The sequence below is a fragment of the Brevibacterium permense genome, assembly GCF_013280495.1.
GTDB classification, from domain to species: Bacteria; Actinomycetota; Actinomycetes; order Actinomycetales; family Brevibacteriaceae; genus Brevibacterium; species Brevibacterium permense.
On the sequence record NZ_JABSSX010000001.1, the window covers coordinates 116,675 to 143,153 of the forward strand.

Annotated in this window: 34 protein-coding genes and 1 tRNA gene; 26 read left to right on the top strand and 9 right to left on the bottom strand. The window is 64.2% G+C overall.

The features are described from left to right. Window positions 1-113: 113 nt before the first annotated feature. Together HK353_RS00535 and HK353_RS00540 are read right to left on the bottom strand one after the other, a co-directional pair. On the bottom strand, window positions 114-1,460 hold the full coding sequence (locus HK353_RS00535) for a DUF4032 domain-containing protein (protein WP_342589765.1): 1,347 nt from the start codon (window positions 1,458-1,460) through the stop codon (window positions 114-116). Window positions 1,461-1,463: 3 nt separating this feature from the next. Then, a complete protein-coding gene (locus HK353_RS00540; RefSeq protein ID WP_245395697.1) occupies window positions 1,464-2,171 on the bottom strand; it encodes an ABC transporter ATP-binding protein in 708 nt (235 codons plus the stop codon). Between the two features lie 227 nt (window positions 2,172-2,398). Here HK353_RS00540 and HK353_RS00545 point away from each other — a divergent pair, with 227 nt between their 5' ends. Both HK353_RS00545 and HK353_RS00550 read left to right on the top strand, forming a co-directional pair. Continuing rightward, window positions 2,399-3,382 (top strand): LacI family DNA-binding transcriptional regulator, encoded by a 984-nt coding sequence (locus HK353_RS00545; RefSeq protein ID WP_173151253.1) that lies wholly within the window; start codon window positions 2,399-2,401, stop codon window positions 3,380-3,382. Next, complete coding sequence (locus HK353_RS00550; RefSeq protein WP_173151256.1) at window positions 3,379-4,464, top strand: substrate-binding domain-containing protein; 1,086 nt, start codon at window positions 3,379-3,381, stop codon at window positions 4,462-4,464. The genes HK353_RS00545 and HK353_RS00550 overlap by 4 nt, the downstream gene beginning before the upstream one ends. Window positions 4,465-4,542: 78 nt before the next feature. On the opposite strand, the gene HK353_RS00555 is transcribed toward HK353_RS00550, so the two are convergent. After that, a complete protein-coding gene (locus HK353_RS00555; RefSeq protein ID WP_173151258.1) occupies window positions 4,543-5,523 on the bottom strand; it encodes a trehalose-phosphatase in 981 nt (326 codons plus the stop codon). 10 nt (window positions 5,524-5,533) lie between these two features. Then, window positions 5,534-7,123 (bottom strand): alpha,alpha-trehalose-phosphate synthase (UDP-forming), encoded by a 1,590-nt coding sequence (locus tag HK353_RS00560; protein ID WP_173151260.1) that lies wholly within the window; start codon window positions 7,121-7,123, stop codon window positions 5,534-5,536. Window positions 7,124-7,188: 65 nt separating this feature from the next. On the opposite strand from HK353_RS00560, the gene HK353_RS00565 reads away from it, so the two are divergent. From HK353_RS00565 to HK353_RS00575, 3 genes are all read left to right on the top strand, one after another. After that, window positions 7,189-9,273 (top strand): serine/threonine protein kinase, encoded by a 2,085-nt coding sequence (locus tag HK353_RS00565; RefSeq protein ID WP_173151262.1) that lies wholly within the window; start codon window positions 7,189-7,191, stop codon window positions 9,271-9,273. 317 nt (window positions 9,274-9,590) lie between these two features. Then, complete coding sequence (locus HK353_RS00570) at window positions 9,591-10,451, top strand: DsbA family protein (protein WP_173151265.1); 861 nt, start codon at window positions 9,591-9,593, stop codon at window positions 10,449-10,451. Between the two features lie 282 nt (window positions 10,452-10,733). Beyond that, window positions 10,734-10,809 (top strand) — tRNA-Thr (locus HK353_RS00575). Between the two features lie 92 nt (window positions 10,810-10,901). On the opposite strand, the gene HK353_RS00580 is transcribed toward HK353_RS00575, so the two are convergent. Genes HK353_RS00580 through HK353_RS00600 form a run of 5 tightly spaced genes read right to left on the bottom strand, consistent with a single transcriptional unit; the run spans window position 10,902 to window position 14,597 of the window. Further along, window positions 10,902-12,140 carry a tyrosine-type recombinase/integrase gene (locus HK353_RS00580; RefSeq protein WP_342589766.1) on the bottom strand — a complete coding sequence of 413 codons (1,239 nt, stop codon included), beginning with the start codon at window positions 12,138-12,140 and terminating at the stop codon, window positions 10,902-10,904. Next, entirely contained in the window at window positions 12,032-12,463 is a 432-nt protein-coding gene (locus tag HK353_RS00585; protein WP_173151276.1) for an ImmA/IrrE family metallo-endopeptidase, read from the bottom strand. The genes HK353_RS00580 and HK353_RS00585 overlap by 109 nt, the downstream gene beginning before the upstream one ends. A gap of 54 nt (window positions 12,464-12,517) precedes the next feature. Continuing rightward, a complete protein-coding gene (locus HK353_RS00590; protein WP_173151278.1) occupies window positions 12,518-13,030 on the bottom strand; it encodes a hypothetical protein in 513 nt (170 codons plus the stop codon). A 5-nt stretch (window positions 13,031-13,035) separates the two neighbouring features. Then, entirely contained in the window at window positions 13,036-13,965 is a 930-nt protein-coding gene (locus tag HK353_RS00595; RefSeq protein WP_173151280.1) for a hypothetical protein, read from the bottom strand. Next, complete coding sequence (locus HK353_RS00600) at window positions 13,965-14,597, bottom strand: hypothetical protein (protein WP_173151282.1); 633 nt, start codon at window positions 14,595-14,597, stop codon at window positions 13,965-13,967. Before HK353_RS00600 ends, HK353_RS00595 begins: the two co-directional genes overlap by 1 nt. 209 nt (window positions 14,598-14,806) lie before the next feature. Between HK353_RS00600 and HK353_RS00605 the strand changes: the two genes are divergently transcribed. The 21 genes from HK353_RS00605 to HK353_RS00700 all read left to right on the top strand — a co-directional run bounded on the left by HK353_RS00605 (window position 14,807) and on the right by HK353_RS00700 (window position 26,479). Then, a complete protein-coding gene (locus tag HK353_RS00605; RefSeq protein WP_173151284.1) occupies window positions 14,807-15,115 on the top strand; it encodes a helix-turn-helix transcriptional regulator in 309 nt (102 codons plus the stop codon). Continuing rightward, window positions 15,115-15,294, top strand: a complete 180-nt coding sequence (locus HK353_RS00610) for a hypothetical protein (RefSeq protein ID WP_173151286.1) — start codon at window positions 15,115-15,117, stop codon at window positions 15,292-15,294. The genes HK353_RS00605 and HK353_RS00610 overlap by 1 nt, the downstream gene beginning before the upstream one ends. Beyond that, window positions 15,291-15,515: a hypothetical protein gene (locus HK353_RS00615; protein ID WP_167199590.1), complete on the top strand. Its 225-nt coding sequence runs from the start codon at window positions 15,291-15,293 to the stop codon at window positions 15,513-15,515. Before HK353_RS00610 ends, HK353_RS00615 begins: the two co-directional genes overlap by 4 nt. A 41-nt stretch (window positions 15,516-15,556) precedes the next feature. Further along, window positions 15,557-15,916, top strand: a complete 360-nt coding sequence (locus HK353_RS00620) for a hypothetical protein (protein WP_173151288.1) — start codon at window positions 15,557-15,559, stop codon at window positions 15,914-15,916. After that, entirely contained in the window at window positions 15,916-16,185 is a 270-nt protein-coding gene (locus tag HK353_RS00625) for a hypothetical protein (RefSeq protein ID WP_173151290.1), read from the top strand. The genes HK353_RS00620 and HK353_RS00625 overlap by 1 nt, the downstream gene beginning before the upstream one ends. Before the next feature lie 114 nt (window positions 16,186-16,299). Further along, on the top strand, window positions 16,300-17,094 hold the full coding sequence (locus HK353_RS00630) for a Rha family transcriptional regulator (RefSeq protein ID WP_173151292.1): 795 nt from the start codon (window positions 16,300-16,302) through the stop codon (window positions 17,092-17,094). Further along, window positions 17,091-17,309 (top strand): hypothetical protein, encoded by a 219-nt coding sequence (locus HK353_RS00635; RefSeq protein ID WP_173151294.1) that lies wholly within the window; start codon window positions 17,091-17,093, stop codon window positions 17,307-17,309. The genes HK353_RS00630 and HK353_RS00635 overlap by 4 nt, the downstream gene beginning before the upstream one ends. Beyond that, complete coding sequence (locus HK353_RS00640; RefSeq protein WP_173151296.1) at window positions 17,306-17,533, top strand: hypothetical protein; 228 nt, start codon at window positions 17,306-17,308, stop codon at window positions 17,531-17,533. Before HK353_RS00635 ends, HK353_RS00640 begins: the two co-directional genes overlap by 4 nt. Further along, the gene (locus HK353_RS00645; protein WP_173151298.1) at window positions 17,530-18,054 is read left to right on the top strand and encodes a hypothetical protein; all 525 of its coding nucleotides are present in this window, start codon (window positions 17,530-17,532) and stop codon (window positions 18,052-18,054) included. The genes HK353_RS00640 and HK353_RS00645 overlap by 4 nt, the downstream gene beginning before the upstream one ends. After that, window positions 18,048-18,476, top strand: a complete 429-nt coding sequence (locus HK353_RS00650) for a hypothetical protein (RefSeq protein WP_173151300.1) — start codon at window positions 18,048-18,050, stop codon at window positions 18,474-18,476. Before HK353_RS00645 ends, HK353_RS00650 begins: the two co-directional genes overlap by 7 nt. Continuing rightward, window positions 18,473-18,628 (top strand): hypothetical protein, encoded by a 156-nt coding sequence (locus HK353_RS00655; protein WP_173151302.1) that lies wholly within the window; start codon window positions 18,473-18,475, stop codon window positions 18,626-18,628. The genes HK353_RS00650 and HK353_RS00655 overlap by 4 nt, the downstream gene beginning before the upstream one ends. 146 nt (window positions 18,629-18,774) lie before the next feature. Continuing rightward, complete coding sequence (locus HK353_RS17255) at window positions 18,775-18,900, top strand: hypothetical protein (RefSeq protein ID WP_281063431.1); 126 nt, start codon at window positions 18,775-18,777, stop codon at window positions 18,898-18,900. After that, on the top strand, window positions 18,897-19,169 hold the full coding sequence (locus HK353_RS00660) for a hypothetical protein (RefSeq protein ID WP_173151304.1): 273 nt from the start codon (window positions 18,897-18,899) through the stop codon (window positions 19,167-19,169). The genes HK353_RS17255 and HK353_RS00660 overlap by 4 nt, the downstream gene beginning before the upstream one ends. Window positions 19,170-19,255: 86 nt before the next feature. Beyond that, window positions 19,256-20,464, top strand: a complete 1,209-nt coding sequence (locus HK353_RS00665) for an RtcB family protein (RefSeq protein ID WP_173151306.1) — start codon at window positions 19,256-19,258, stop codon at window positions 20,462-20,464. Window positions 20,465-20,466: 2 nt separating this feature from the next. After that, window positions 20,467-20,610, top strand: a complete 144-nt coding sequence (locus tag HK353_RS00670) for a hypothetical protein (protein ID WP_173151308.1) — start codon at window positions 20,467-20,469, stop codon at window positions 20,608-20,610. Window positions 20,611-20,821: 211 nt separating this feature from the next. Then, window positions 20,822-21,220: a DUF7574 domain-containing protein gene (locus HK353_RS00675; protein ID WP_173151310.1), complete on the top strand. Its 399-nt coding sequence runs from the start codon at window positions 20,822-20,824 to the stop codon at window positions 21,218-21,220. A 155-nt stretch (window positions 21,221-21,375) separates the two neighbouring features. Then, complete coding sequence (locus HK353_RS00680; RefSeq protein ID WP_173151312.1) at window positions 21,376-22,551, top strand: hypothetical protein; 1,176 nt, start codon at window positions 21,376-21,378, stop codon at window positions 22,549-22,551. Beyond that, on the top strand, window positions 22,548-22,880 hold the full coding sequence (locus HK353_RS00685) for a VRR-NUC domain-containing protein (RefSeq protein ID WP_342589767.1): 333 nt from the start codon (window positions 22,548-22,550) through the stop codon (window positions 22,878-22,880). The genes HK353_RS00680 and HK353_RS00685 overlap by 4 nt, the downstream gene beginning before the upstream one ends. Before the next feature lie 2 nt (window positions 22,881-22,882). Further along, a complete protein-coding gene (locus tag HK353_RS00690; RefSeq protein WP_173151314.1) occupies window positions 22,883-23,647 on the top strand; it encodes a hypothetical protein in 765 nt (254 codons plus the stop codon). A gap of 710 nt (window positions 23,648-24,357) precedes the next feature. Further along, entirely contained in the window at window positions 24,358-24,813 is a 456-nt protein-coding gene (locus HK353_RS00695) for a hypothetical protein (RefSeq protein WP_173151316.1), read from the top strand. Beyond that, window positions 24,794-26,479, top strand: coding sequence for a hypothetical protein (locus tag HK353_RS00700; protein ID WP_173151318.1), 1,686 nt, complete (start codon window positions 24,794-24,796; stop codon window positions 26,477-26,479). The genes HK353_RS00695 and HK353_RS00700 overlap by 20 nt, the downstream gene beginning before the upstream one ends.

Here is a 26,479-nt window from a genome sequence, read left to right on the forward strand (position 1 = left end):
CGACACCGGTGTCGCTCCGTGGACTTCAAAGGTATGCCCGCCGAGGCGGCCCCGCCGTCCCCGTTTCACCTTGTGGAACATCGGCTGAGGTCAGGACCGCCTCGGGGAGGGTGTCAGAATTTCTTGCTGTCGACGTAGCGGATCTCGTCGGGGAGGTTCGCCAGGTAGTCGACGATGAAGTAGGCGATGGCCTCCATCGTGGGGATGTCGCGCTGGCGGGCGCGCGCCATGGTGCGGCGGTGTTCGGCGAATTCGTAGAAGATCTGCCCGGGTTCGAGCTTGCGGGTGAGGTTCTCCGGGATCGCCTGGATGAGAGGTTTGTACACCTCGTCGAGCCAGCGACGGGCGGCTTGGGACTCGTCGAGTTCGTCGAATTCGGCGATCTCGGGAGCCGAACGGAAGGAATCGAGGTCGTTGAGCATTGCTCGGGCCTGGTTCTCGTTCGCGCCGATCCCGGTCAGGCGCAGCAGACGCCGTGAGTGGTGGTTGGGTTCGACGACCTTCGGGGACACAAGCAGGCTGATGCCGTCGATATCGGTCGTCACGGTCAGCTCCCCGAGGTCGAAGCCCAGGTCGTTGAGGCGGCGGATGCGTTCGTCGATGCGCCAGCGTTCGCTGACGCTGAATTCCTCGACCCGGGTCAGCTCCGCCCACAGTGCGTTGTACGACTCGCAGAGCCGTTCACCGGCCGCCAGCGGATCGGTCTCGGGGGCGACGAGTCCCGCGGCCTGCAGATCGAGGAAGTCCCCGGCGATGTTCATCCGCGCGATCCGCAGGTCCATGTTCCGCTGTCCGTCGGAGAGCTGGTCGTGCAGCTCGCCGGTCTCGGCGTCGACGACATAGGCGGCGTAGGCATCGGCGTCGCGGCGGAAGAGCGTGTTCGACAGGGACACGTCTCCCCAGTAGAAGCCGACGAGGTGGAGGCGGACGAGCAGCACGGCCAGAGCGTCGACGAGGCGGCCGCCGGTGTCCTCGGCCAGGTCCCGGGAGAACAGTGCACGGTAGGGCAGCGAGAATTCGAGATAGGCGGTGATGAGAGCGCCCTTGAGTGCCTGGCCCGATGCGGTCCTGCGGCCTCCGACGACGGCGCGGGCTTCGACGAGGGGGACGTCGAGGTTGCCGAGCGCGCCGAGGATGTCGAACTCACGCGTGGCCTGCGCGTCGTCGGTCTCCTTGATCGCGAGGACTTCGTCTCCGATCTCGACATAGCGCACGACGTGGCGGGAGATTCCGCGGGGCAGGCCGCCGAGGAGCTTCTCCGGCCATTCGGCCAGGGGGAGGTGCCAGGGGAGTTCGGCCAGGGCCGCATGACCGGCGTTCCGAACAGTGTGGATCTCCGGCGCGGGAACGGCCGCGCCGACCGATGCCGCGCCGCCGACAGATGCGGGTGCGCTATTCGGCGTCGTCGCCGACGGTGAGGCCTGTGCTGACGGGTCCGGCGGGGGCAGGGTTCCCGACACGGCTCAGGAGTCCGTGTCGGAGACCGAGGCCACGAGCGCCTCGGCGAGGTCGGGTGTCTCCACACCGATGAGCCGTCCGCGATCGAGGAAGGCGATCCGGTCGCCGAGGACCTTCGCATCCTCGAGATCGGAAGTGGCGTAGATCGTCGTCAGCCCGAACTCCTGCTGCAGCTGTTTGATGAGCGCTAGGGTCTCAGCCTGCTGCTCGGGGACGAGATTGACCACGGGCTCGTCCATGATGAGCACCTTGGGTCGGCGCACCACAGCACGCGCCAGGGCCACGGTCTGGCGCTGCAGCTGGGTGAGGTCGCCGGGAACCGAATCGAGGATGTCGCTCAGCCCGATCTTGTCCATCACGGATTCGACGCGTTCGGTGATCTCGTCGGCGGGCAGGCCGTCGACGCGCAGTGCAAAACCGAGATTGTCGCGCACGCTCATATGCGGGTAGAGCGCGTAGCTCTCCAACGCCAGGGTGACATCGCGGTCGTTGACGGCGGCGTGGGTGATATCCGCGCCGTCGATGAGGATCGTGCCGGACTTCGGGGTCTCCAGTCCGTGCAGCATCCGCAGGATCGTCGACTTGCCCGACCCGCTGGGTCCGTAGAGGACGAGGAACTCTCCGTCATCGACGAAGAGATTGAACGGGCGGACGGATTCGGACGTCGTGTTCTCGTAGACATGACTGAGGCCATTCAACGACACCGTTGACATAAGTCCTCCTATAACTTCCGAATAACTCCGTGAGCAGCTGGTCGTCGGTGACCCGGCAGGGATGCTCAGTCACTCTCATCCTAAGGGGTGGATGGTTGGGGTACTCTGTGAATTCGACAAAGCGTAGAGTGATTCTCCGCACGATGGCTGTGCGCCGACGCATACCGCGGCGTCCAGCCCGCCGGATGCGCCGACCCATACCGCGGCGCGAAAGTAGACTGATTCGTATGAAGGTCACGTTGGACGAGGTCGCCGCCAAGGCCGGAGTCTCTCTGGCCACGGTCTCCCGGGTGCTCGGTCGCCGCGGTGCCGTCGCCGAGTCGACACGGGCGAAGGTGCTGGAGGCGATGGGCGAGCTCGGCTATTCGCGCTCGACCCTGCTCCATGATGCGCCGAGGCGGCTCGTGGCCGTCAGCGCTCCCGGCAATCCCGAACATTGGCAGGTCCAGGTCTGCACTCGCGTGGCCAAGGCCCTGCAGGATCATGATCTCCTCGTGACCCGACCGCTCGTCGAAACTGACCCGGAACCGCTGCAGACCGCAATCGACGCGGGCGCAGTGGCCCTGGTGACCACGACGATGACGAGTCTGAATACGGAGATCCCCTGCATCCGCGTCGCCGAACAGTCCACCACCGAGGAGGTCTCCGAAGCCGGTACGGAGGTCATCGCCGCGCGCCTCGACCTCGGCGGTGGGATGACCACGGCCTTCGAGCATCTGCGGGCGATCGGACACCGGCGCATCGGGCTGATCTGCAACGACAGCGGTGAACTGGCCGTTCAGCTCATCCGCCGATTCCTCGCCGAACATCCGGCCAGAAACCTCGGGCTCAACCTCGAGGACTGGATCTCACGGGTGCCGAAGTCGTTCTCCGGCGGATCGCGTGCGGTGCTCGAACTCAAGGATGCGACCTGCACAGCGGTGATCGTCCAGTCCGCGCTGCAGCTGCACGGTGCTCTCCACGGGCTGCGGAATCGGCATCTGCAGGTGCCGCGGGACATGTCGGTCGTCGGATTCGGCGATTCCCCGACGATGAAGTTCACGGGCCCGCCGGCCACGGTGCTCGGTCTCGACGTCGAGGGGCTGTCGAATGCCCTCATCGATGCGACGCTGCAGACCCTGCGGATCTCGACGACGGGTCTGCCTTCGGTGCCTCCGGTGTTCCGTCCTCGACTCGTCGCCCGAACCTCGACGACGGCGGCTCGCCAATGAGCGAACACCTGCCCGAGCACCGGCACGTCCGTCTCGCCGAGATCGCCGGCACTGCCGGGGTTTCGAAAGCCACCGCCTCACGAGCTCTGCGCGATCCCGAATCGGTGTCGGCCGCCTCGTTGGCGAAGGTGCGGCAGGCCTTGGCGATCCTCGGCGCTGCCGGGCAGAACCCGTACGCCGAATCCGGCACACGGGACGGATCAGGTGCTGGGTCCGGTACCGGATCCGCCTCGTCGCTCATCGCGCTCATCAAACCCGCGGTGTCAGCGGGCAACGTGGACCCGTATTCGCGGCTTGCGGAGATCCTGACGAACCGGATGTTCGGACTCGGCATCGCCGTCGTCCACATCGAGGCCATCGCCGAACGCAATGAGGCCCTGCTCGAGACGATCCTCGGCAGCGAACACGGCGGGCCCACGATCTCCGGAGCCATCGTCGTCGGCGGCGGTGCCGCCGGCGTGCTCGCAGGGATGCTCGCCGAACGCGGGCTGCCGCTCATCCGCATTTCGAATGCCCGCCACGACGACGGGATCTCGCGCATCTACCTCGACGCGACCGGCGGTATCGAAACCGCCGTGGCCCACCTCGTCCACCTCGGCCACAAACGCATAGGGCTCGCCGTGCTGCGCGATTCGGCTGCCCCGGCCCGCATCGCCGGATTCCGCAGATCGATGGCAGGGATCCTCCACATTCCAGCCACCCGTGATCAGGCCCCCGTCGTCGAGGCTGCCGGCGGAGCCATGGCCGGAGTCGCTGCCGCCGAGGAGCTGCTCGACCTGCGGTGCACCGCCGTCATCGCCTGCGCCCCGTCCTTGTCCTTCGGCATGCTCGAGGCCGCCCAGCGGCTGCGACTCGACGTTCCCAGGGACCTGTCCCTGCTCACGGTCGGCGACGTCCCCGACGCCGATGTCGTCCAGCCGCCCCTTTCCCAGGTCGTCTACGACTGGGCGACCGTGGCGCAGTCGGCGATCGACGAGATCCGCGCGATGATCGCCGCCGGAGAGGCGCGGGTGCACGTCGACTACACGGTCGACCCGGATCTCGTCCTCCGGGCCAGCGCCGTGCCCCCGCAGCGCCGCTGATCTCGGGTTTCGATCACAATCATCCTCGCCGAGGCGGTCCTGCCGTGACGTGGATCCGACCGGCGAGGCGGCTCGACCTCAGCCGCGGACGGTGCGGAGGAATTCCGTGCGTTCGGCAACGAGGCGGCCGAGCAGTTCGGCCACGGCCGCAGGATCGGCGATCCGCCATGAAGCGCGAGTCGGGGCGGACCCGACCTTGACGGTGAGACCAGCGTTCAGAGCGCGGGAGTCCGTGAGTTCGTCGAGTGCCGCGAAGGCGTCCTCATCGGTGACATCGTCGCCGATGTAGCCCATCGCCGTCGGTTCGCCGGCGCGGGCGAGCAGCCGGATGGCATCGCCTTTCGTCGCCTGCTTGACGGCGAGTTCGGTGATGTCGTGGCCCTCGATGACACGGATGTCCGGGAACTCCTCGGCTACCTCGGTGGCGTGTTCATGGAGGGCGGCAGCGGCTTCGGGGGCGAGTCCGCGAGTGTGCACCGTCCGCGAATAGGGTTTGCGCTCGATGAGGAAATCCGAGGGTCCGTCGGCGCTGCCTGAGTCGTCCGCGCCCATCGTTGCGGCCGAACCCGTCGTGGCCGCGCCCGCACCTGTCGTCGCCGCGGCCGCACCGGGGCGTTCATCGGCGCCCGGAAGAGCGTGTTCGAACGCGTCGAGGTGTGCCTCGATGGCGGCGAGCATCTTCGCCTCGGCCGGAGTGAGCTCGGGTGACCGGCCCATTGCGGTGTCGGGTTCGCGATCAGCGTCGGTGCCGAGCTCGGCCTCCGCGCCGTGCGAACCGATCAGCCATGCCGAGTCCGGTACCTCGGACAGACGTCGCAGGGTCGCGATATCGCGTCCGGACACCAGTGCCACCCGAGTGCGCGGCAGCTCGGCAAGCGCCGCGATGGCCGAGGCCGATTCGGGGAGCATCCGGGACGTCGCCGGATCGTCCTGAAGAGGTGCGAGCACCCCATCGAAATCCAAGGCCAGCAGCAGCGAATCGGCGGTGGCGAGGTCACGCAGGGCCACCTCGGCGGGGGCGGAGGGGGCAGGACCGAGCACGGTCGGCTTCGATGTCACTGTTCTTCTCCTAGCGAGCGGTGGAGATATCGTCTGTCCACTCGGCATCATCGGGTCTGTCGGCGCGATCTGACGGGGCCGCCGGCACATCCGGCGGCGGTGCGGTGCGGTTCTTCTGCACCACGGGCCGTTCCGGGACGATTGACTCGGGATTGTCCTTGATGTGCTCGAGCTCGGCGAGGAAGTTCTTCGACCACCGGCTCACGGTGTCCGTGGCGACCCGCTTGCGCATCTGCTTCATCCGACGTGTGCGGGTCCTCTCGTCCATCTGCACGGCTTCGAGGATGCCCGCCTTGAGGTCGGCGATGTCGTGGGGATTGACCATCACCGCGCCCTTGAGCTGTTCGGCAGCCCCGGTGAATTCGGAGAGCACGAGGGCTCCGTCGTCCCGCCTTCGACACGCCACATATTCCTTGGCAACGAGGTTCATTCCGTCCCGCAGAGCGGTCACAAGCATGACATCGGCGGCGAGGAAGAACGCTGTCATCTCGTCGCGCGGATAGGAATGGTGGAGGTAGCGCACGGGAATCGAACCGACATCGACCTGCTCACCGTTGATCCGACCGACGGCCAGTTCGACGTCGTGGCGGATGATCTTGTACTGCTCGAGGCGTTCCCGCGACGGTGTCGCGATCTGAATGAGCACGACATCCTCGACATCGAGTCGGCCCTCGGCGAGCAGCTCCCCGAACGCCTTGAGCCGGTGGCGGATGCCCTTCGTATAGTCCATCCGATCGACGCCGAGCATAACCACCCGCGGATTGCCGACCTCCTCGCGGATCTGCTTCGCCCGCTCGAGGATCTTCGGATCGCGGGCGAGCTCCTCGAGATAAGGCGTGTCGATCGAGATCGGGAACGACTCGGCGCGGACGAGGTGGGCCGGGAGGAAGTCACCCGGCGGGACCGAAACGGTCGATCCCTTCGTCGCATATCCCAGACGCCCGCGGACGGCACGGCGGAAGTTCGCTGCGTCCGCCGGCCGTTGGAACCCGATGAGGTCGGCGCCGAGGAGGCCGCGGAGGATCTCGTCGCGCCACGGCAGCTGAGCGAAGAGCTCGTAAGGCGGAAAGGGAATGTGGTTGAAGAACCCGATCGCGAGGTCAGGGCGCAGACGTCGGACCATCTGCGGAACCAACTGGAGCTGATAATCGTGAACCCACACGGTCGCGGACTGCGCAGCCACCTCGGCGACCTTGGCCGCGAAGCGCTCATTGACCCGCACATACGCATCCCACCAGGTGCGGTGGTACTCGGGAGGGACGATGACATCGTGATAGAGCGGCCACAGTGTGGCGTTGGAAAACCCTTCGTAGTACCTGAGGACATCCTCACTTGTCAGGGTCACCGGGGTCAGGTGCATGCCATCGATGGTGAAGGGTTCGAAGTCCTCGTCGGCGACACCCGTCCACCCGATCCAGGCACCCTCCTGAGCCTTCATCACGGGAGCCACCGCAGTGACCAAACCCCCAGGTGAGGTGCGCCATCCGCGATTCACGTCGTCGGGATCGCGGTCGACGGGCAGGCGGTTTGCCACGACGACGAAATCGCTGTCGCCGTAGGGGATCTCGGTGCTGGGCTCGGCAGAGTCGACGGTGCTCATCTGCGCCTCCTCCTGTGTCGGTCCTTGGAATGAACTGTACCCGCTCGACTAGGCTTGGCCAGGTGATGGATCAGGAATTGGGGGGCTACCGCCTCATCGAGGAGCTCGGCTCGGGCGGCATGGGCGTCGTCTACCTCGGTGTCGACGGCGGAAACAACCCGGTCGCGGTCAAGGTCCTCCACCCGCATATCGCCAATGACGAGACCGCGCGCAAGCGTCTGGCCCGGGAGACCAGGACTCTGCGACGCATCCGTCACCCCCGCATCGCCGAGGTGCTCGACGCCGAGCTCGATTCCGCGCAGCCATTCATCATCACCGAGTTCGTCGACGGGCAGACCCTGTCCGACGACGTCCGCGACAACGGCCCCTTCGCCGAGGATGAGCTCGTCCACTTCGGCCACGCCCTCCTCGACGCGCTCAACGCCGTCCACGATGCCGGCGTCATCCACCGCGACCTCAAACCCGCCAACGTGATGATCATGGACGGTGAGCCGATGGTCATCGACTTCGGCATCGCCCAGGTCGCCGACGAAGTGCGCGTGACCGCCACCGGGCTGGTCATGGGCACCCCCGGCTATCTCTCCCCGGAGATCGCCGACGGCAAGGCCTCGAGTGAGAAGACCGACTGGTGGGGATGGGCCGCGACCATGGCGTTCGCCGCCACCGGCCGCAACCCCTATGGCTCCGGACCGTTGGAAGCCGTGCTCGGTCGCGTGGCCATGGGCAAATTCGACCTCGACGGGGCGCCGAAGAACTTCGCTCCGCTCATCTCCGCCTGCCTCGACCCGAAACCCGAACGTCGTCCGTCGGGGCAGATGATCCTCGACGCTCTGGTCGACATCGAGTCCGGGCGGATGCCGCAGCTCGGTTCCGGTCCCAGCGGAGGGGCCGGCTCGGGTGGTCCGCAGCGGACATCGAGCGGGACCGCGGTCATGCCTGCCGTCGACGACGGTGGCGGTCGCGGTGGTTCAGGACACGGTAGTGCCGGTCTTGGTGGTGCCGGGGCCGCTGGGGTCGCGGCCGCGTACGGCGGCTCTGCTGGTCAGGGTGGTCAGCGGGGAGACTTTGCGGGCACGGGGTACCCGGGAGCCGGCCCTTCCGGCAGCGGGCAGCCGCAGTACCCCGGATCCAGCCGACCGACCAATCATGCCGGGTCCGGTCATGGTTTCGGGCCCAACCAGGGACCGGGCTACGGTCCCGGGCAGATGCACCGGCAGCCGCCGCAGCAGGCGACCGCACCGCCGATCAGCAACCCCAACGGCGGCATCCAAGCGGGTCCGGGCTCCCCGATGGCCGGGGCTGACCTCGGGCGTTCCGGCTTCGTCCAACCCGGCCACGGACAGAACCTCGTCGGACCGAACGGTCCCGGCGGACAGAACCTCGTCGGACCGAACGGTCCCGGCGGACAGAACCTCGTCGGACCGAACGGTCCCGGCGGACAGCACGGCCAGGTTGCCCAAGGACAGTGGGGCGAACAGTCCGGTCCCAGTGGCCAGCACATGGGGCCCGGCGGTCAGCAGATGCAGCCCGGCGGTCAGCCGTGGGCGCCGATGGGATACCGGCGTGTGCAGTCGGGCGGCTGGGTCGTCTTCGGACTCATCACCCTAGCTGTCGCCGTCATGCCACTCGGCCCGCTGGTCATCAGCGTCGTCGCCCTGATCTGGTCGGTGCTCGCTCGCACCGGCACACGCCTGGACCGGAAGGTCCAGCGGTACCGGTTCGACCGCGGAACGGATTCGGGCGGATTCTTCCGGGCGCTCGCCTCGGCGCCGGGGGCCGTGCTGGCCTCGATCCTGACGTCGGTGGCCTCGCTCATCCTGCCGGCGATCGCGGCCGCCGCCGCGCTCGTGCTCACCCGGCTCGACATCGCCGGGATCGTGCCCAGCGGGTCATCCGAACAATGGTCGGTGTGGGCGGCCGGCGCCGCGGGTTCGCTGGTGCTGTGGGTCGGGCCGGGAGCCTCGAGTCTGCGCTTCGGCTCACGTCTTCTCGTCTCTGGAGCCACTCGGAATCAGCTCGGCCGGCTCATTGCCTTGGCCGTGATCGCGATGCTCGTCATCCTCGCCGTCATGGTCATCCAGTCGGGGGCGGCCATGTCGTGGTGGCCGCTGACGATCAACCCCTTCGACTATCTGCCCGGACCGGTGTGAGCAGGTCGGACTGACTGCTTGATCCGGCGCGGGCCGGTCGGTTCGACGCGGGCGGGAATGTGGCGGGCGGGAATGAGGGAGTTCGCCTGGGCGCCTGGGCGCCTGGGCGCCTGTTCAACTGTGCGATCGGGCGATTCGATCCGAACTGAGTGCCGGAAGAGCCCGAGGTAGTTGAACGTTGTAGTTGAAGCTTGAATGTTTCTGGGAGTCGGCGCAGCACCTGTTTCGGTACAGTGGTGCCGTCGGGTCGCGGAAGCCGTCCCGCACCGTTCGGGCCTCAGGCCGCACCGATGTCAGACGATCCAACGTGAGGAACAATGGCGAAGAACAACTCCGCGGACGACAAGCGGAACCGCGCACGCGAGAACGCCCGCCAGATCGCGGCGAATCAGGCGAAGAAGGAGAAGACCGCGAAGACGATCCTGTACACCGGGATCGCAGTGGTCGTCGTCGCCGTGCTCGCCGTGGTCGGTGTGCTCGTATTCCAGCAGAGCAAACCCGCTGTCAGCCCCGCGAACTATGTCTCCGACGGGATCACCGTGGGCAAGGACAACACGCTCGTGCAGCCGCTGAAGATGCCGGAAGGCGAGGAATCGGATCTGCCGGCTCCGACCGAGGAGGGTGCGAAGAAAGGCGCCGCCACGGTCACCGTCTACCTCGACTTCCAGTGCCCCGGGTGCAAGGCCTTCGAGGAAGGCAATGCGAGCATGCTGCGCAAGCTCGCCAACGAGGGTTCGATCGTCGTCAACTACAAGCCGGTGTCGTTCCTCGACCGCATGTCAAGCGGCAACGAGTACTCCACCCGCGCAGCCAACCTCGCCGCCTGTGTCGTCGACAGCCAGCCCGAGGTCGCCATGGACCTGTTCGACGCTCTCTACGCTCAGCAGCCGGAGGAAGGCAGCGAGGGCCGCACCGACGAGGAGCTGCTCAAGGTGGCCGAGGACGCCGGCGTCGACACCTCGAAGAAACTCAAGGCCGATCCCGAGCAGACCGTGAAATCCTGCGTCACGGACCGCACCTTCGACAAGTTCGTCGAACAGTCGAGCCAGACCGCTCTGGACGACGGTGTCGAAGCCACCCCGTGGGTGCTCATCAACGGCAAGCAGACCGACAAGACCAGCGACTCGCAGGCTCTCGCCACCGAGATCCTCAAGGCCACCGGAGAGTTCAAGGGCTGAGTCCCTGAGGACCTGATCGGTTCCTGTCCGAGGCTGGACCGGACATCGTCCGGGGCGGCGCTCGACCCGGCAGTGCACGAGTGAAGGCCGGACCCCGCCGAGGTGGGGCCCGGCCTTCGTCGTCCCCGCAGGACGGGAGGTGCCTATCGGACGGGGATTGCCTACGGTGAGGTCGGGGCCGCCTCGGTGACGGTGACCTGCCGGACTCGTCGGCTGCGATTTTGTGGCCGGACCCGGCCATGGACTACTATCGTGTAGGCGCGCACGCTCGGTGCGCACCTCGCCTCCTTAGCTCAGTTGGTAGAGCACCGCTCTTGTAAAGCGAAGGTCGTCAGTTCGAGTCTGACAGGGGGCTCCACTCGGGAAAGCCCCGCGAACCGCTAGAACTAGCGGAACGCGGGGCTTCTTCTATCCCCAGACATGGCGGCGTGCCCACACTTTGCCCACACTTCAAATCGCTTCGGACCTCGCCCGGTCCAGACTCGTGGCCACAGTATCCAGGTCGTCATCCCACAGCTCGGCATAGGTATCCAACGTCATCCCCGCCGACTTGTGCCCCAGCATTCGCTGCACCACCTTCACATTCGCCCCAGACGACACCGACAACGACGCCGCAGTGTGCCGCAAATCGTGCGGAGTGATCTCAAGCCCCGCAGCCTTCTTCGCCCGCGTAAACCAACCCTCAGACTTGTTCTGCGACTTCCACGACTTCGTCGACCTCGAGTTCAGCATCACGTTCCCCGTCTCCGTTACGAACATGCGGTCGCCCTCCGGCCGCAACAGCATCGGACGGTACATGGTCATCAGGAACGGTGGGATCGCCACCGACCGTGCCTCGTGGTTCTTCAACGTTCCCTCCTGCCACGACTTGCCACCCACCTCGGTGACGTTGTCCCGCAGGTGCAGCCGGCGCCGCTTCACATCGACGTCACCCACCTTCAAGCCGGCGGCCTCGCCCCACCGCAGACCGCAATACGCCAGGGTGTACACGAACTCCGGGTACTTCGACGCCTCCGCCAACCGCTTCACATCCTGGTGAGTCAGATACACCTTCCGCTTCCGCCGCTTCTTCGGCAACCGCACCGCACCCATCGGCGACGCCGGCACCAACCGATCAGCCACCGCGATATCGAAGATCCCCCGCAGCACAGTCGTGGCCGCCGCGATCGTCTCCCGCGACGAACCCTCACCGATCATCCCCGACACCCACGTCATCACCTCAGACGGACGAATCGACGACACCTCACGCTCACCGAATGCCGGCTGCACCCGGAGCCGCCACGCGATCTCCTTGCTGTACAAAGTCGTCGGCTTCAACCCATGCACCCCGGCCTCATAGATCGGCCACAGATCCCGCACCCGCGTCCGCCCTGCAGTCGGATCGATGTACGTCCCTTGCGACTTATCGACCTCCACCGAGTTGAGGAACATCTGCGCATCACGCTTCGTCGTGAACCCACGCTTATCCGTCTGCTTCCCGTCCGGCTTCCGGTACCGAACCCGGTACCGTCGACCAGCTCTGGTCTCGTACGGAGTGATCGTCGCCATGGTCAGCCCTTCCACGCACCACGAGGATGCGGTTAGTCGGCGCCGCGCTCCCTGGCGCTCGCCTTGAGTTGTTCTGCTGTGTGTTGTTCGTCGGGGGATAGGTGGTCGAGTCGGTCGGCGAGGACTGCCGGCGTCACCCATAGGCTCTCGGCCCACTCCTCGACGCTCAGCGCGGCCTTCCACGCCCGAAACAGGAGCCGGGCGGGGATCAGTCGCTCTGCGGTGATCTGTCGCACCTGCGCCTCGATTCGGGAGTTCTGGCGGCAGGTGTGGCCGTGCTCGATATGGATTAGTTCGTGCTGTAGGGCGCACCGTCGTTCGACCTGCAGGAGGTTCTTGGCCATCCAGATGATGTTCCGGCCGTTGGTGACAGCATGGACGGGAGGGGGAAGGTCATCACGCCACGAGACGGCAACAGTGTCGAGCTCGCGCAACGCCTTCCACGGGTGTGGAAACACGCTCATACATTCGGACACTAGTTCGAATGTAGTTAGGAGTCGAATTGATGGGCGGTGCAGTCACGGTTGCGGCGAAGGCCGCGAGGGAGCGCGAGTAACCCGATCGTTCGCGGCGACTACTTCTATCCGTTGGGAATAGTCCATCCACTGAAGAGCACGGGACACGCGAGCAATGAGGAGTCCGAGAGATGCGCCAGCTACGAGGATGGCGAGTGTGGAGTTTGCTGCATCAATCCAGAAGCATGCAAGCCCTGTCACCGATACAGCGAAGGTGTCTCGAATGATGCTGCGCCAGTTTTTCCGGAGCGGCTCCCGGAAGGTATCTCGAAGGCTTCCCATCACATCGCTCTTCGCGCCGTAGAGAGTCGACCGTGCGAATGTAACTGAGGCCATGGAGAGCCCGGAGATGGTTAGCAGGCCGGTATAGATCGCCCACCGAAGCTCAGGTTCGTTTAAGCTGACGGTGCTTATTGCCAGCCAGGCCACAAGAGTGCCGACTGGAACGAAGATGAAGTCGTAAGCAGGACTGAGCATGAACGCGTCTCTCACATGCGTGGTGATGCTTGAGTTCATGGTCATCAGCCTCCGTCCACCTCGACATCCAGAATACGCTCGAGGTCGGTTCGCCGGCCATGAATCTCGCCGACTAACCCGCTGAAAGTCAATCTATCGCCAGCCACTGACACTTCCTCCTTGTGGGCGAGATTCGACTCTACGAGGCTGACGTCCTCAATGTGCCCATCGGAGTTATATATCTTAGCTTCGGACTTTTTGCCTGGCTGGATGAACAGGCGGGAGGAGCTGAGGAAGAGTGAAGCCAGGCCGCGTCGAGACTTCTGCTTTTGACGGCCCGCTTTGGTGAGGCGAACTTTGATTTCAACTTCGACGTCATCCCCGACCTCCTCTGTAAGCTGCTGTTCAAGCTGGATGGGCCCCGGAAGCGTGCCTTGCTGGGACTGGTCCTCGATTAGCTTGAGTAGATCTCGCTGAGTCGCGAACTGGGACCTGAATTCGGTGATCTCGCCTTCGCGCTTCAGTTGTTGGAGTTTGCCAGATCCCATTACTGGACTGATTTTCCAATGGATGCCACGTTCCTGTGGGTACGCCTCTTCGAGGAGAGCCAGCAGCTGGGCCTTGCCGGGTGGGTTCTGGCCGCCGCTCGCCAGCACGAAGTAGGGGCGTGCTCCGAAAGGCATTACGAAAGTCGAAATTGAAAGCGGTTTACCGTCGTCACCTGTGCTGTCCGCTAGGTCCTTGACAGGTCCGTCAGAGTCCAGCTGGGTCATGAAATCAGTTGAAATCGGCCGATGTATCGCGAAGCTCGACAGATCGGGATATCTGCTGAACCAGTGGTCCTCGAGCTTCGCCTGGTGGTGCGCGTGGCCGCTCAGGAAGTTATGGACCCGCTCCCAATCAAACTCGTCGGGTAGGAACTCCCCGTCAGGCGTGGACTGCGAAACGCGGAAATACCGCACCCCGACTTCCTTCACTCTCTTGGTGTCTTCCATCAGCTGTCGTCCTTTGTCTCGTCGGGCTGATACGCAGCGTGCCGCATGATCTCATCGACCGGCGCATCGTCGCCCTCGTCCTGTGCCGCGCTCGCCTCTGGCTTGGGGCCGCGCAGTCGTCGGACGTTGTCCCCGCTGCCGTCGTTGATGGATTCGTGGTCGAGGTCTCCTCGGGCTCGGCCTCCGAATGCACCGAGCCCGTCGTCTGCTCCTGTGACCGGCGTCCCGCCGGCGTCTGTATGTGGGGTGGCTTTTCCATCGCCATCACCTGCTTCCTTCATCGCCGTGATCGCGGCAAGAAGAATGCGCTTGTCCCTGGCGGAGATCTCCACGTCGTTCTCGATCGCCTCGGCTGCCCCGGTGGTGTTGCGTTCGGGGTACTCGAGGTTCGTTGATCGGATCGCTGCTTCGACGACGACGCGCTCTGGAACCTGGATGAGGATCGCGAGGTTCTTGAGTGTCGCCGTGCTGATGTGCCTGGGCGGCTCGTTCTTCATCTTGCCGATGTTGGTCTTCGTGAACCCGGACAGACCCAGCTCTTCGGCACGCCTCTCAAGGGCGCGGTTGGACCATTGGCGGTCCTGCTGTGCTCCGGCGATGAGTCGGCCGAGCGGGGTCAATTCAGTGCTCACGGATCACATCTTCCTAGGGGCGATGACAGTCGGCAACACACCAGGTCACCGGCTGGACAATTCCAGTGGACACTAGAAAGTCTAAGCAAAAAGGGGACACGATGCCCGGCCCCGCGCGGAACCTAGGGAATTGCCACTTGCCAAGTGGACACCAGCGTGAATATAATGGCCGTAATTAGTGGACACCCGGCAGATCGGAAGGTACAGTTATGGCTACAGCAAAGGTCTACCAACTAGGAGGGATCTGGATGGAGCTTCGAGACCGCAAGAAGCTGGCTCGACTCATGATCGTCCAGGGCGTTTCTCAGCGTGAGCTCGCACGAGCTGCCGGCTGGAAATCACACAGCTACGTGGCTCGACTCATCAAAGGTGAGGCGAAGACGCTCGAAACAAACCCAGCACTACGCATCGCGCATTTTCTGCAGGTCGGCGTAGAGGACCTTTTTTTGACCCGAGTGGACACAGAAAAAGGCCACATGGAATCAAGTAAAGGCCGCAGCGCAAAGGAGGTCGCGTGATGACTAGCACCACGGAGCTCGCGGAACACCGTGACAACGAGTACCGCGACTTCGCCGTCCTGCACGACCTCGACGCGAGGATGCTCAACCGGGGCGCGAAGCGGAATCGCCTGCACGACCCGTACCCGTTCGAAGTCTCCGGCGACGCGCTCGCCCGCTACAAGGCAACGCACTCATGACCGACTCGACAGTGATGAAGCGCGTCCTCAAACCCGCCGAGGCCGCCGAGTACATCGGAGTACCGGCCAACACCCTCGCATCGTGGCGATACCTCGACCGAGGCGACGGGGGAGGGCGCTCACCGAAGTGGATCAAGTCCCGCAACGGCGCAACGCAGAAGTGCATCGGGTACCGGCTCGAAGCTCTCGACGCGTGGCTCGAAGAGAGCGAATCAGCATGACCACCCACACCGCCACAGACCAAGACAGGAAGTGTTCAACGATGACCACACCAGCACCCACCCCAGCCACCATCCGCAGGAACGCCTCGATCAACCAGGCGATCACCGACGCCGAGCGACTCGCCGCAGTCCTCCGTCAATACCGCGGGGCACAGCGCGACGGATTCCCAATGTCGCACCTGGCACGCGTCGAAGCAGTCCTCGAGCAGGCCATAAACAGTGTGTTCGACATGACCGCCGGTGAACGTCGCGACCTCGTCGAGATCGGCACCGCCGCCGCCGAGGACGAACGCCTCCGCATCGCCGCAGCCCGACCGATCCGCCCGGTCGGGTTCCGCCCGGAACCAACCCTGCCTGCCTCGGCAGTGCTTCACGCAGTCTCAGCAGGGGACTGCGACTGATGCCCCGCGCCGAGATGCCCACCGAGATGGAGCAGTCGCGACTCGACGCACTGTTCAACATGAAGCTCGCCACCAAGAACCGCGTCGAAGCGCTCGCCGCCGAGGTCATGGCCGCCCCGGTCTCCTACGACATGGACGTCGACAACATCGACCCCGTCGCCGACACCCTCCTCAACATCTACGACGAAGCAGACGCGAACATCGCGGCGCTCCGACTGATCACTGAGGACGAGGTCGTGTCGAAGATCCGGCAGAAGCCGACCCCATGAACCGGGTGGGTCCCGGTGGAGGGGGAAGCCCCGGGGCCTGCTCGCAGCCATTGCAAATGAAGAGCCCCCGCCGGGCAGGGCGAGGGCGAGAGACACCAGGAAGGTGATCAACCAATGTCTACGAATCAGTCTAGCGGACTCGTCAAAGTCATCGACGGGGTCCCGTTCACCACATCAGAGGTCGTGTCGGAACATGCCGGCATCCAGCACAAGAACGCTCTCGAACTCCTCGAGACTCACCTCAGCGTCATCGAGGCCGCGTTCGGGCAGGTCGCGTTTGAAACGCGACCTGGCTACAACAACTCGCAGGTCCGGTTCGCGAGACTCAGTGAGGAACAGTCGACCGCGCTGCTGACTCTGATGCGGAACACCCCGCAGGTTGTCGGCTTCAAGATCAACCTGGTCAAAGCATTCGCCGAGGCGACGAAGACCTCGGTACCGGCACTCCCATCCCGCGCCGCTCTCGCCCAGATGGTCCTCGACGCAGAGCGAGAGCTCGAAGCCGCGAAGATGCAGGCCGAACTCGACGCCCCGAAGATCCGCTACCACGAGCGGTTCATCGCTGAGATGGACGACATCATCACGATCGAGTACTTCGCATCCCACTGGGGCACCACAGGACCGAAGGTGCGCGCCATGCTGATCGAGAAGAAGATCGCGGTGCGCCGGTGCATCGGCAAGAAGTGGGACAAGTCGAAGGGCTGCATGGTCGACGAGTTCGAGTGGCGGCCCCGGCAGGGCACCCGCTACCAGGAGTGGTTCGTGGTGCGCCCCCAGCACAACGCACCCAGGCATCACAACGGTCAGGTGCGGCAGACCATGTACCTCTTCTCGTTCCACTCCGAGGACCTGGCCGCGAAGCTCGGTCTCACTCAGCCGGTCATGTTCGACGGTGGTGATGCGGCATGAGCACCCACACCCGCGCCGAGGTGCGCCGGTTCCCGCGTGAGGTGTACTTGCGTCGCCGGCTGCTCACCATCTATCTACCGATGATTGTGATCGGCATGGCCGGCTACTTCTACTCCTACTCGATCACTCTCACCGCGAACGGGCTTTCCGCCCTCACCATGCTGTGGGTCATCGGGGGGGTCGGCATCGCTGCCAAAGACGGGAGTAGGTCATGAAGCGGATCACCCCGGCGCAGTTCCGCATTCTCCAGGAGAAGCCGAAGGGCCATGTCCAGTTCCATCACCGGTACTGGGTGATCTGGGAGTGGAACGACGCGGATGAGAAGTACGAGTACTACCTCTTCACTCTCAACCGCGACCGTGCGTTCTCCCTCCTTGAAGAGGTGCTGCGCCGCCGACGCCTCCGTGCGCTCGAAGACTCCTTGGAGGTGCCCTGTTGACGAACACACCCGGGCAGATCGACATCTTCGAGATGATCCGCAAGCCTGCCGACAACAAGGAACGGAAGGTCATCGACGAAGCGTCCGGCCAGACCGACCGGGTGATGTTGAAGTGGCCTGCCGGACTCTCCGAATGGTACGAGGACCACTCGACTGACTGGTGGTACGGCGAAGAGGAATGCATCGGATGCCGACAAGTCGAGGCCCGCAAGGCCCTCACCATCGGCCACGGAGTCCAGTTCGACGAAGACGGCAACCAGTACCTGCCCGGCGGCCCACGCATGGCCGAGCACGGCGTCTGCATGCTCATGTCCTTCGTCGCAATGCGAGCCGACATCGCCCAGAAACTCGCAGACAACGACCCCAGATACGACGCCTGGCGACGCCAATGCCACAAGCATGAGCACCCCACGAAACGGAAGAAGTGCCCTCAGTCCCACTTCGCTGAGGAAGCCGAGCACAGCGCTCGCCTCGCCACGAAGGTGTGGGGATCGGACGCATGGAAGGAACGAGCATGGTGAATAAGAACATCTGCAAGACCGACGGCTGCACACGCACCGTTCACGCGGCCGGCATGTGCCGGGTCTGCCGGAACAAGCACCTCGAAGCGACGATGCGCCCGATCGGTGACGCGAAGATCCGAGTGATCGAGCTCGTCGCTCACTACGGCACCGTGAACGCTGTCGCGAAGCGGGTCGGCGTCGCCGGGAACACGATCGCACGTGTCTACCGGGGCGAGATCGCCTCTCGCATCACGAACACCGCCTATGCCGCGATCATGACCCACCAGCCGGTCGGCGACCCGGTGCCGGCCCACCATAAACCGAACAGTGACCGTGCCTCCTGGGCAGACGCCGCCGAGTACGCACTCACCCCGGAAGGGCGAGAGTTCGTCGAGCACTGTATGGCCCCACCGAAGTACCGAGGGAAGGTGCCCGCGTGACGATCCCGAAAGTCGAATCCGCCCGAGACAAATGGGGACACTGCACCCACTGCGGCGTCACCGTCATCTCGTGCAAGGCCCTCACCCGAGACCGCGGCTACGGCTGCTGCCCGAACTGCACACACCAGGAGAAGACCGATGCCACTGCTTAAGAACTGCTCCCACAAGTACTGCGACCACCCCGTGTTCCCCTGCCAGTCCTGCAACACCACACCACTAGCATGCACGGCTGGGCAGAAGAACGGCCGCGGCTGGTGCTGCCCCAACTGCCGACACACGCGCAAGAAGGAGCACACCGGTGATTCTGTCTCTGCTTGAGAAGCTCCTCATCCTCCCCGCTCACCTGTGGGTGTGGGTCATCAACCACAAGGTCATCCCCGACAGCGTGTGGGACCGCTTGACGGATTGGAGGACACGTAAATGAGTCTCAGCTTCGCAATCTCACTCTTCACGATCCTCGTCTCGGCCGCCTCGGTGGCCATGGTCGTTCGTCTTCGCCGTGTATACCGGCGCCGGGTGCTCGAGCTAGAGGCCAAGCTAGCCGCCCATGAGCTCTCCGAGGCGCTACGAGGCGGTCTTGCCGCCGCGCTGGCCGCGCGGGCGGGTGCTGACCTCGTCGAGCCGATCCGTGTGGAGGACATCAAGTACGGCGACAAGATGTGCTGGCATCCGGAAGACATGTCCGACCACTAGCACTATGTCGCCGGGTACGACGGAGACCCCGGCCCCTCCGCTGACGGTATCCATGCCCGCAAGATCGTCCCGAAAGGACTCTGAACATGACCATCAACCAGATCACACCGAAGCTCTACAACTGGGCATCCATCCTCGAGAACGACACCGAGTGGCAGGCTCGCACCACTTCGGAGATGCCGTTCGTTCACCCGCACCTCGCACTCATGCCTGACGCACACCTCGGCAAGGGCGCCACCGTCGGCTCCGTCATCCCCACCGACCGAGCGATCATGCCCGCCGCGGTCGGCGTCGACATCGGCTGCGGCATGATCGCCGTCCGCACCCAGTGGACCGCGGACCAGCTGCGCACCGCAGGCACGAACACCCTCACCGCGCTCCGGGAAGACATCGAGAACCGCGTCCCACTGTCCGCTGGCCACTACAACAGCACGCTCACCGACACCGCAGCGAGACGGATCGGCGAACTCGAGGACATGTGGGGAGAAATGGACGGTGGCACCCTCGGAACACGGGTAGCCGGGCCGAGCCAATACGCCGCGAACTGGCGCTACCAGCTCGGCACCCTCGGCTCCGGCAACCACTTCATCGAGATCACCATCGACGAAGAACACCGCGTGTGGGCGTTCCTCCACTCCGGGTCACGCGGTATCGGCAACAAGATCGCCCAGCACCACATCAAGGTTGCACAGGACGTCGCGAAGAAGTACTGGATCGATCTGCCCGACAAGGACCTCGCCTACCTCGTCGAAGGCACACCCGAATTCGACCACTACATCGCCGAACTCAACTGGGCGCAGCACTTCGCACTCCTCAACCGCGAAGAGATGATGGACCGCGTACTCAACGCGCTCGCCACCCACATGGGCGAGGAGCCGGTCGAGCATGAGCGCATCAACTGCCACCACAACTTCACCCAGAAGGAACACCACTTCGGCCGCAACCTCTGGATCTCCCGCAAGGGAGCAATCAGCGCTCGTGAGGGGCAGCTCGGCCTCATCCCCGGCTCCATGGGCACCGCGTCCTACGTCGTCGAAGGCTTAGGGAACAAGATGAGCTTCAACTCGTCCCCGCACGGCGCCGGCCGCAACTTCTCCCGCTCGAAGGCACGCAAGACGTTCACCCACGACCAGCTTCGCGAAGCCATGCGAGGCATCGAGTACCGCGACACGGACGCGTTCATCGACGAGATCCCGCAGGCGTACAAGGACATCGACCAGGTCATGGATGACGCCTCTGATCTCGTGAAGATCCGCCACACCTTCCACCAGATCGTCAACGTGAAGGGCGACTGACGATGACCGAGGCGGAAGCGCTCACCGAGCTGGCTCGGCAGAAGCGGATCGAGAACATGATTCGCTTCCACGAAGCACTCGACTCTAAGAGCAGAAGAGCACGAAGCCTGCGTGACGACATCAGCAGAGAGCTCGAACAACCGTGATGCAATCCGGGCACGAGGAATGCCCGCACGAGGCGATCTCGGAGAAGGTCCTGTGCGAGGCAGAACCCCGTCTTGTGTCGTTCCGATGCCACCACGAGCACAAGGACCCGATCTTCATCAATGAAGACCTGTCCCCGGAGACGGTCGGCTGGCACTGCCACTGCTGCGGCCGAGTCTGGGTCGACGAAACCTATGTGAAAGGACCACAACCATGAGCAACATTGAACGAGACACTGCACTCAGTGGAGAAGTCATGGACCCCGTGCAGGCCCACAGGAAACTGAGAACTGGGTTCGCCTCCGGTCTCGAATCGGACGAGGAGATCCCAGGACTCATCAACGTCTTCGACAAGGACGTAGGCGGTTACGAATGGGAATGCTTCGGAGCATGGTACGACGGCCACCGCTACCACTGGTTCTCTGACGGTGGGTGCTCGTGCTACGGGCCGGGCCAGGACATTGAGACGCTCGCGGACATGGAGAACGGTGACGAAGCCGCACTGATCCGGGCGTATAAGACGTGGGCCATTGATTCCTACTTCCTCGGAAATAGCGACAAAGTCGAAGCGGAAGCACAGATCCGCGCCGCGATCAGAGCCGCCCGACGATGAGCTCTGTTCCGCGCAGCCCCGACTGCAGAGACGGGAACTGCCGCAAGTGCGACGGCGAAGCCTGGGACGACACCACCGACGCGCTCGCCTCGTGCGGCTGCACTTGCCACCTCGAATCCACTCACTGACGAACACCACCACAGGAGATAACCCGGATGCCTTGGCTCAGGACTGGCGACACCGCCGCTAACCACCCCGTCGTCCTCAGCGTCCTCGAAGACAAGAGGGTCGACGACCGGCTGGTCAACGAGGCATTCGGGTTCGTCCTCCGCTGCGCCTTGCAGTCCACCGCCCATCTCACCGACTACGTCATCAGCCACGGCACCGCCGTGCAGATGGCAGGCCATTCAAGGGCCGCTGAGCTGATCAGTGTCGCTATTGCCGCCGGCTACCTCACCGAGGTGGCTGACGGGGAAGGCCGACGCGCCTACAAGCTCATCGAGGACGACACCTTCATTCACATGCGAACGAGAGAGGAGATCGAATGGGAACGCCAACGCAAGCTCGACAACTCGAACCCTGCACTCACGATCCCCGTGCGCCTCCGCGACGGTGACGCGTGCCGCTACTGCGGCCTCGTCGTCAACTTCCAAGGCGACCGGCGCGGCCAGAAGGCAGGAACGTACGACCATCTGGACAGGCAGGTGCAGTCACCAAAAGACATGGTGGTCGCCTGCGGCAGATGCAACGCGGCCCTGCTCGATGCGCCGCGGGCTCATCGTGAGAAGCAGATGATGCCCCCGCCGAAGACGCCCTACTTCAAACCGAAGACGTTGGAGTGGTTGCGCACCCACGAGTACGTGATCACCCATAACATCGTCCTCCCCGACACCGCCGAAGCCGACGTGAGAGCCGGGCGTGTACCGCCCGGCCGTGACGCCGGCACCGCAGCACAGAGGACACCTGAAACACCTGCATCCCGGTCCGAGGGACAGCCCGCCACCCAGGCGGAGCGTGACCCCGCGGGAGACGTTCACCGGCCCGAGGGACCGCACGGCAACCCGTTGTGTGATGACCCCGCGGTGAACACAGTCTGGTCCGAGGGACTATCCGCCACCCAGACGGAGTCAGACCCCGCAGACACCGGCTCTGGACCGAAGGGACCGCCCGACACAAACCAGTCGGAGTGTGACCCCGCAGAGCCACCAAGCAGGTCACAGCAGGTTCCAGCAGGTCGTGTGCATCCAGGATCTGGATATGCCGGGTCGGGTCGGGACGGTAAGGGTTCGGTACGTGACGGTAAGGGCAGGGCTGGGTCTGGACGGTCGGCGCCACCTGCTGCCCTTGTGAATTCTCCTGCTCAGAAGAAGCGGAAGAGGAGGAAGCGGTGAAGGTGCAGGATTACCGGGCTCTCCAAGCTAAGGCCATGTCGGAGACCCAGCTGCAGGATCTGATCATTGCTCTGGCCAAGCAGATGGGCTGGCTCAGCTATCACACCTTTGACTCGCGTCGCTCGACACCTGGGTTCCCCGATCTGGTGTTGGTGCATCCGAAGCAGAAGCGTGTGATCTGGCGTGAGTTGAAGTCGGAGACGGGCACGACATCGGCCGAGCAGAAGGTGTGGATCTCCACCCTGTTGCTGGTCGGTGAGGACGTGGATGTGTGGCGGCCCCGCGATTGGGTGAGTGGTCGTATCGAGAAAGAACTGAGAGGACGTTGACGATGTGGGATGCCCGTGATGTTCGGTCTGCCTCACTGCCGGACCTGGTGCGCATGTGTGCTCCGATCGTGCAGCAGTTGGAGGTGACGAAGCTGAGGCAGGATGCCACCACACCGCAGGGTGAACGCAGGTCGTCGGATGCTGTGCCGATGGTGTTCCGCATTGGTGCCGCCGAGGTGGCTGATCGGATCACCGAGGTGCTCAGGTCGATGCTCGCTGCTTGGGTGTCAGAGCAGGAGCGGCCAGTGCATCGGATGCTGACAGTGCCGCAGCTCGTAGCCAGCCTAGATCCGTTGCGCGACTGGGTGGTCAAGCATGCGCAGGCTGAGGCTTGGCATGATCATCTGCTCGAGCAGTGTCTCAAGGCATTGGAGCAGATCGACATTCCACCCGAGCGTGTGTTCGCCGGCTCGTGCCCGAGCGCTGGCTGTGGTGTGGAGCTGTGGCCCGTGATGGGTGAGGACGTGACCGTGTGCCCGAGGTGCAAGGCGCAGGTCGATGTGCGTGCTCGCAGGCGTGAAGGACTCAGGCGTATCGAAGCGTACGAAGCACCGCTGTCTCGTGTGGTCGACACACTTCGCGCAGCTGGTGAGCAGATCAGCTATGAGCAAGCACGCAAGTGGACGAGTCGTCGTGATGCTCATGATCGCGTGATGCTCAATGCTGTTGGTCAGGACCAGCGAGGCACGAAGCTGTATCGCCTTGGTGATGTTCGTGCAGTGTTGACGCGAACGACACGCCGCAAGGCGCGATCCTTGCGGGCGTAGACTTTCAGTCATCTGTCCCATACAATTCTCGTAGAGTCACCAGAGGTGGCAATGAAGGTCTGACACGGTTCATCCGGTCAGGCCTTCTGTCATGTTCGGAGGCAGTCAGTGTGGAAGGTATGCAACGGCAAGGGTTGCCCCGAGCTAGTGCCCAAGGGCACACGGCTATGCGCCGGCTGTGCCCGTGAGGCCGAGAGGCTGCGTGGCTCACCCGCATCCCGAGGCTATGGTCGTCGGCATAGGCGCACATTCCGTGAGGCAGTCCTCGCACGAGACCCGATCTGCATCCTGTGTCATCGTCGACCATCCACCGAAGCCGATCACTATCCTCGCTCCCGTCGCGAGCTCGAGGATGCTGGACTGAACCCGAACGACCCACGCTTCGGCCGGGGCCTATGCAAACCCTGCCACTCAGCAGAGACAGCGGCCCACCAGCCGGGTGGTTTCCGACAACGCGACTAGGCAAGTGGTCTTGCCGTCATGCCCCCGGGGGATGACCCCCTTGGCCCGGGAATTTAGAGACCGCCGGGGAGGGTTAAGTAACCGGCGTCGGGTTCAAAAAATCCCGAAACCCCAGGTCAGGGCGGGTGCAATTCTTGGACTTCGCGGGGCGCAATGCCTCGTCGTGATGGTACCGCAAGGGTGCCGGAAGTGAGGTATCGACCATGGCATCAGGAGGTGCACGCGCACGTAGCGGCCCGCCGGCCGACTTGAACTCTTACCGTCAGCGCCGCAATGAGGACGGGTGGATCAAGCTGCCCGAGCGTGTTGACCGCCGGCGAACCCCGAACTGGCCGCTCAAGCCTGGTCTTACTGATCGTGAGCGCGAGTTGTGGCGGCAGTTCTGGAAGATGGGTCAGTCCATCGTCTGGGAGTCCCAGCACCAGCAGGTGACGCTCGCGATCTACGTACGTCTGCTCGTGTCGATCGAGAATGAGAACTTCGATGTCCCGGCTTCGCGGCTCACGCAGATGCGCATCATGGCCGAAGACCTCGGCGTGAACCTCTCCGGCATGGCCCGTCACAAGTGGCGCTATGCCTCCACGGAAGAGCTGCAGAAGAAGTCCGAGGCCTCGGCGCCGGCCGCCGAAGCGAAGCCGCGCAAGTCGACCGCTCAGCAGATCGCGGATCTCTTCCCGTCTGCGGGTGACGACGGTGCAGGCTGATCGGAAGGTCCCGCGCCCGAACTACTCGATCCCTCACCCAATCAAGACGATGGGGTACTTCCTCGCGGACTGGCTCGCGAATCACGCCGTGGTCCCGGACGGGGACATGTCCGGTGAGATGTTCGAGCCGACGATCGACCACAAGATCTTCCTCGCCAACCATTACATCGTCCGCCCGGACGCGCAGCGCGGCGAGCTCGCCTCAGCGTTCCACTACCGCCGCTCAGCATGGGTGGCCGCGCAGAAGATCGGCAAGTCGCCGGGTATCGCCGGCCACGCGCTGATCGAGTTCGTGGGCCCGTCCCAGTTCGACGGGTTCGCAACCGGCGGCGAGACCTACCGTTGCGCCGAACACCGGTGCCCGTGCGGGTGGGAATACGACTTCATGGCCGGCGAGCCGATGGGCCGGCCCCGCGCCACGCCCCGCATCCAGCTCGCCGCAGTCGTTGAGGACCAGGTGGAGAACACGTGGGGCGCTCTCGTCCCGATGATCGACTTCGGGCCGCTGGCCAACGTCATCCCGAAGACCGGTGAAGAGTTCATTCGCCACCCGAACGGCAACCGTGACTCTCTCATCGAGATCGTCACCTCGAAGGCTGATTCGAAGCTCGGCGCGCGAATCTCGGCAGCGTTCCCCGATGAGACGGGCCTGTACACGGACTCGAACAAGATGCGGAAGTTCAACCGCACCCTTCTCCGTGGCCTCGGAGGAATGGGCGGCCGCATGGTCGAGTCCTCGAACCCACCCGACCCCGCCGAGAGCTCGTGGCTGCAGAAGGACACCATGGAGTCCGGCCTCGACGACGTCTACGTCCACCACTTCCCGCCACCGAAGCACCTCGACTTCGAGAAACCCGGCGAGCGGATGCAGATCTTCCGCTACAACTACCAGTTCTCGCCCTGGGTCGACCTCCGCGACATCGAGAAGACCGCCAAGGACCTCATGCGCGAGCACCCCGCCGAGGCAGAACGCTTCTACGGCAACCGCATCGTCGCCGGCTCCGCACATTGGATCAAACAGACCGTGTGGGACCTCCGCGCAGCAGAACCTCGCGTCGAGGTAAAGCCGCGTACGAAGATCTGCCTAGGATTCGACGGTTCGGAGACGAACGACTGGACCGGTTTCCGCGCCGAGACACTCGACTTCCACCAGTTCACCCCGACCTACCACAACGGTGCCCGCAAGACGATCTGGGACCCGCGCCGATGGGACGGCCGCATTCCCCGTCTCGAAGTAGATGCCGCGCTCGCCGACATCCTCTCCGAGTACGAAGTCGTCCGAGCCTACTTCGACCCGTTCGGTTACCGCACCGAGCTAGCTGAGTGGTCGGCGAAGTACGGCGACGTGATCGTTGAGTTCGCGACGAACCGTCTCGGCCAGATGTGGGAGGCGCTGGAAGCGTTCAAGATGACCGTCGTCGACCCGGAGTCGGAGTTCTCTCATGACGCCGACGAGACGGTGTCGATCCACATCCGTAACGCTGTCGAGTCCGCTGTCGGCGGCCACGGCAAGTACTACATCAAGAAGGCTTCTGAGGATCAGAAGATCGACCTCACCATGTCCTCAGTCCTCGCCCACCAGGCCGCTCTCGACGCTGTGAAGTCGGGAGCGAAGAACACGAAGAAGTCCACGATCTACACCGGCACATCGACGAAATGGAGGTGA

Excerpts from the sequence above, each read along its gene's own strand:
- HK353_RS00540 (WP_245395697.1), bottom strand. The coding sequence starts at position 2,171 with ATGTCAACGGTGTCGTTGAATGGCCTCAGTCATGTCTACGAGAACACG.
- HK353_RS00545 (WP_173151253.1), top strand. The coding sequence starts at position 2,399 with ATGAAGGTCACGTTGGACGAGGTCGCCGCCAAGGCCGGAGTCTCTCTG.
- HK353_RS00550 (WP_173151256.1), top strand. The coding sequence starts at position 3,379 with ATGAGCGAACACCTGCCCGAGCACCGGCACGTCCGTCTCGCCGAGATC.
- HK353_RS00560 (WP_173151260.1), bottom strand. The coding sequence starts at position 7,123 with ATGAGCACCGTCGACTCTGCCGAGCCCAGCACCGAGATCCCCTACGGC.
- HK353_RS00565 (WP_173151262.1), top strand. The coding sequence starts at position 7,189 with ATGGATCAGGAATTGGGGGGCTACCGCCTCATCGAGGAGCTCGGCTCG.
- HK353_RS00570 (WP_173151265.1), top strand. The coding sequence starts at position 9,591 with ATGGCGAAGAACAACTCCGCGGACGACAAGCGGAACCGCGCACGCGAG.
- HK353_RS00580 (WP_342589766.1), bottom strand. The coding sequence starts at position 12,140 with ATGGGTGACGCCGGCAGTCCTCGCCGACCGACTCGACCACCTATCCCC.
- HK353_RS00585 (WP_173151276.1), bottom strand. The coding sequence starts at position 12,463 with ATGAGCGTGTTTCCACACCCGTGGAAGGCGTTGCGCGAGCTCGACACT.
- HK353_RS00590 (WP_173151278.1), bottom strand. The coding sequence starts at position 13,030 with ATGAACTCAAGCATCACCACGCATGTGAGAGACGCGTTCATGCTCAGT.
- HK353_RS00595 (WP_173151280.1), bottom strand. The coding sequence starts at position 13,965 with ATGGAAGACACCAAGAGAGTGAAGGAAGTCGGGGTGCGGTATTTCCGC.
- HK353_RS00605 (WP_173151284.1), top strand. The coding sequence starts at position 14,807 with ATGGCTACAGCAAAGGTCTACCAACTAGGAGGGATCTGGATGGAGCTT.
- HK353_RS00610 (WP_173151286.1), top strand. The coding sequence starts at position 15,115 with ATGACTAGCACCACGGAGCTCGCGGAACACCGTGACAACGAGTACCGC.
- HK353_RS00615 (WP_167199590.1), top strand. The coding sequence starts at position 15,291 with ATGACCGACTCGACAGTGATGAAGCGCGTCCTCAAACCCGCCGAGGCC.
- HK353_RS00620 (WP_173151288.1), top strand. The coding sequence starts at position 15,557 with ATGACCACACCAGCACCCACCCCAGCCACCATCCGCAGGAACGCCTCG.
- HK353_RS00625 (WP_173151290.1), top strand. The coding sequence starts at position 15,916 with ATGCCCCGCGCCGAGATGCCCACCGAGATGGAGCAGTCGCGACTCGAC.
- HK353_RS00630 (WP_173151292.1), top strand. The coding sequence starts at position 16,300 with ATGTCTACGAATCAGTCTAGCGGACTCGTCAAAGTCATCGACGGGGTC.
- HK353_RS00635 (WP_173151294.1), top strand. The coding sequence starts at position 17,091 with ATGAGCACCCACACCCGCGCCGAGGTGCGCCGGTTCCCGCGTGAGGTG.
- HK353_RS00640 (WP_173151296.1), top strand. The coding sequence starts at position 17,306 with ATGAAGCGGATCACCCCGGCGCAGTTCCGCATTCTCCAGGAGAAGCCG.
- HK353_RS00650 (WP_173151300.1), top strand. The coding sequence starts at position 18,048 with ATGGTGAATAAGAACATCTGCAAGACCGACGGCTGCACACGCACCGTT.
- HK353_RS00660 (WP_173151304.1), top strand. The coding sequence starts at position 18,897 with ATGAGTCTCAGCTTCGCAATCTCACTCTTCACGATCCTCGTCTCGGCC.
- HK353_RS00665 (WP_173151306.1), top strand. The coding sequence starts at position 19,256 with ATGACCATCAACCAGATCACACCGAAGCTCTACAACTGGGCATCCATC.
- HK353_RS00670 (WP_173151308.1), top strand. The coding sequence starts at position 20,467 with ATGACCGAGGCGGAAGCGCTCACCGAGCTGGCTCGGCAGAAGCGGATC.
- HK353_RS00675 (WP_173151310.1), top strand. The coding sequence starts at position 20,822 with ATGAGCAACATTGAACGAGACACTGCACTCAGTGGAGAAGTCATGGAC.
- HK353_RS00680 (WP_173151312.1), top strand. The coding sequence starts at position 21,376 with ATGCCTTGGCTCAGGACTGGCGACACCGCCGCTAACCACCCCGTCGTC.
- HK353_RS00690 (WP_173151314.1), top strand. The coding sequence starts at position 22,883 with ATGTGGGATGCCCGTGATGTTCGGTCTGCCTCACTGCCGGACCTGGTG.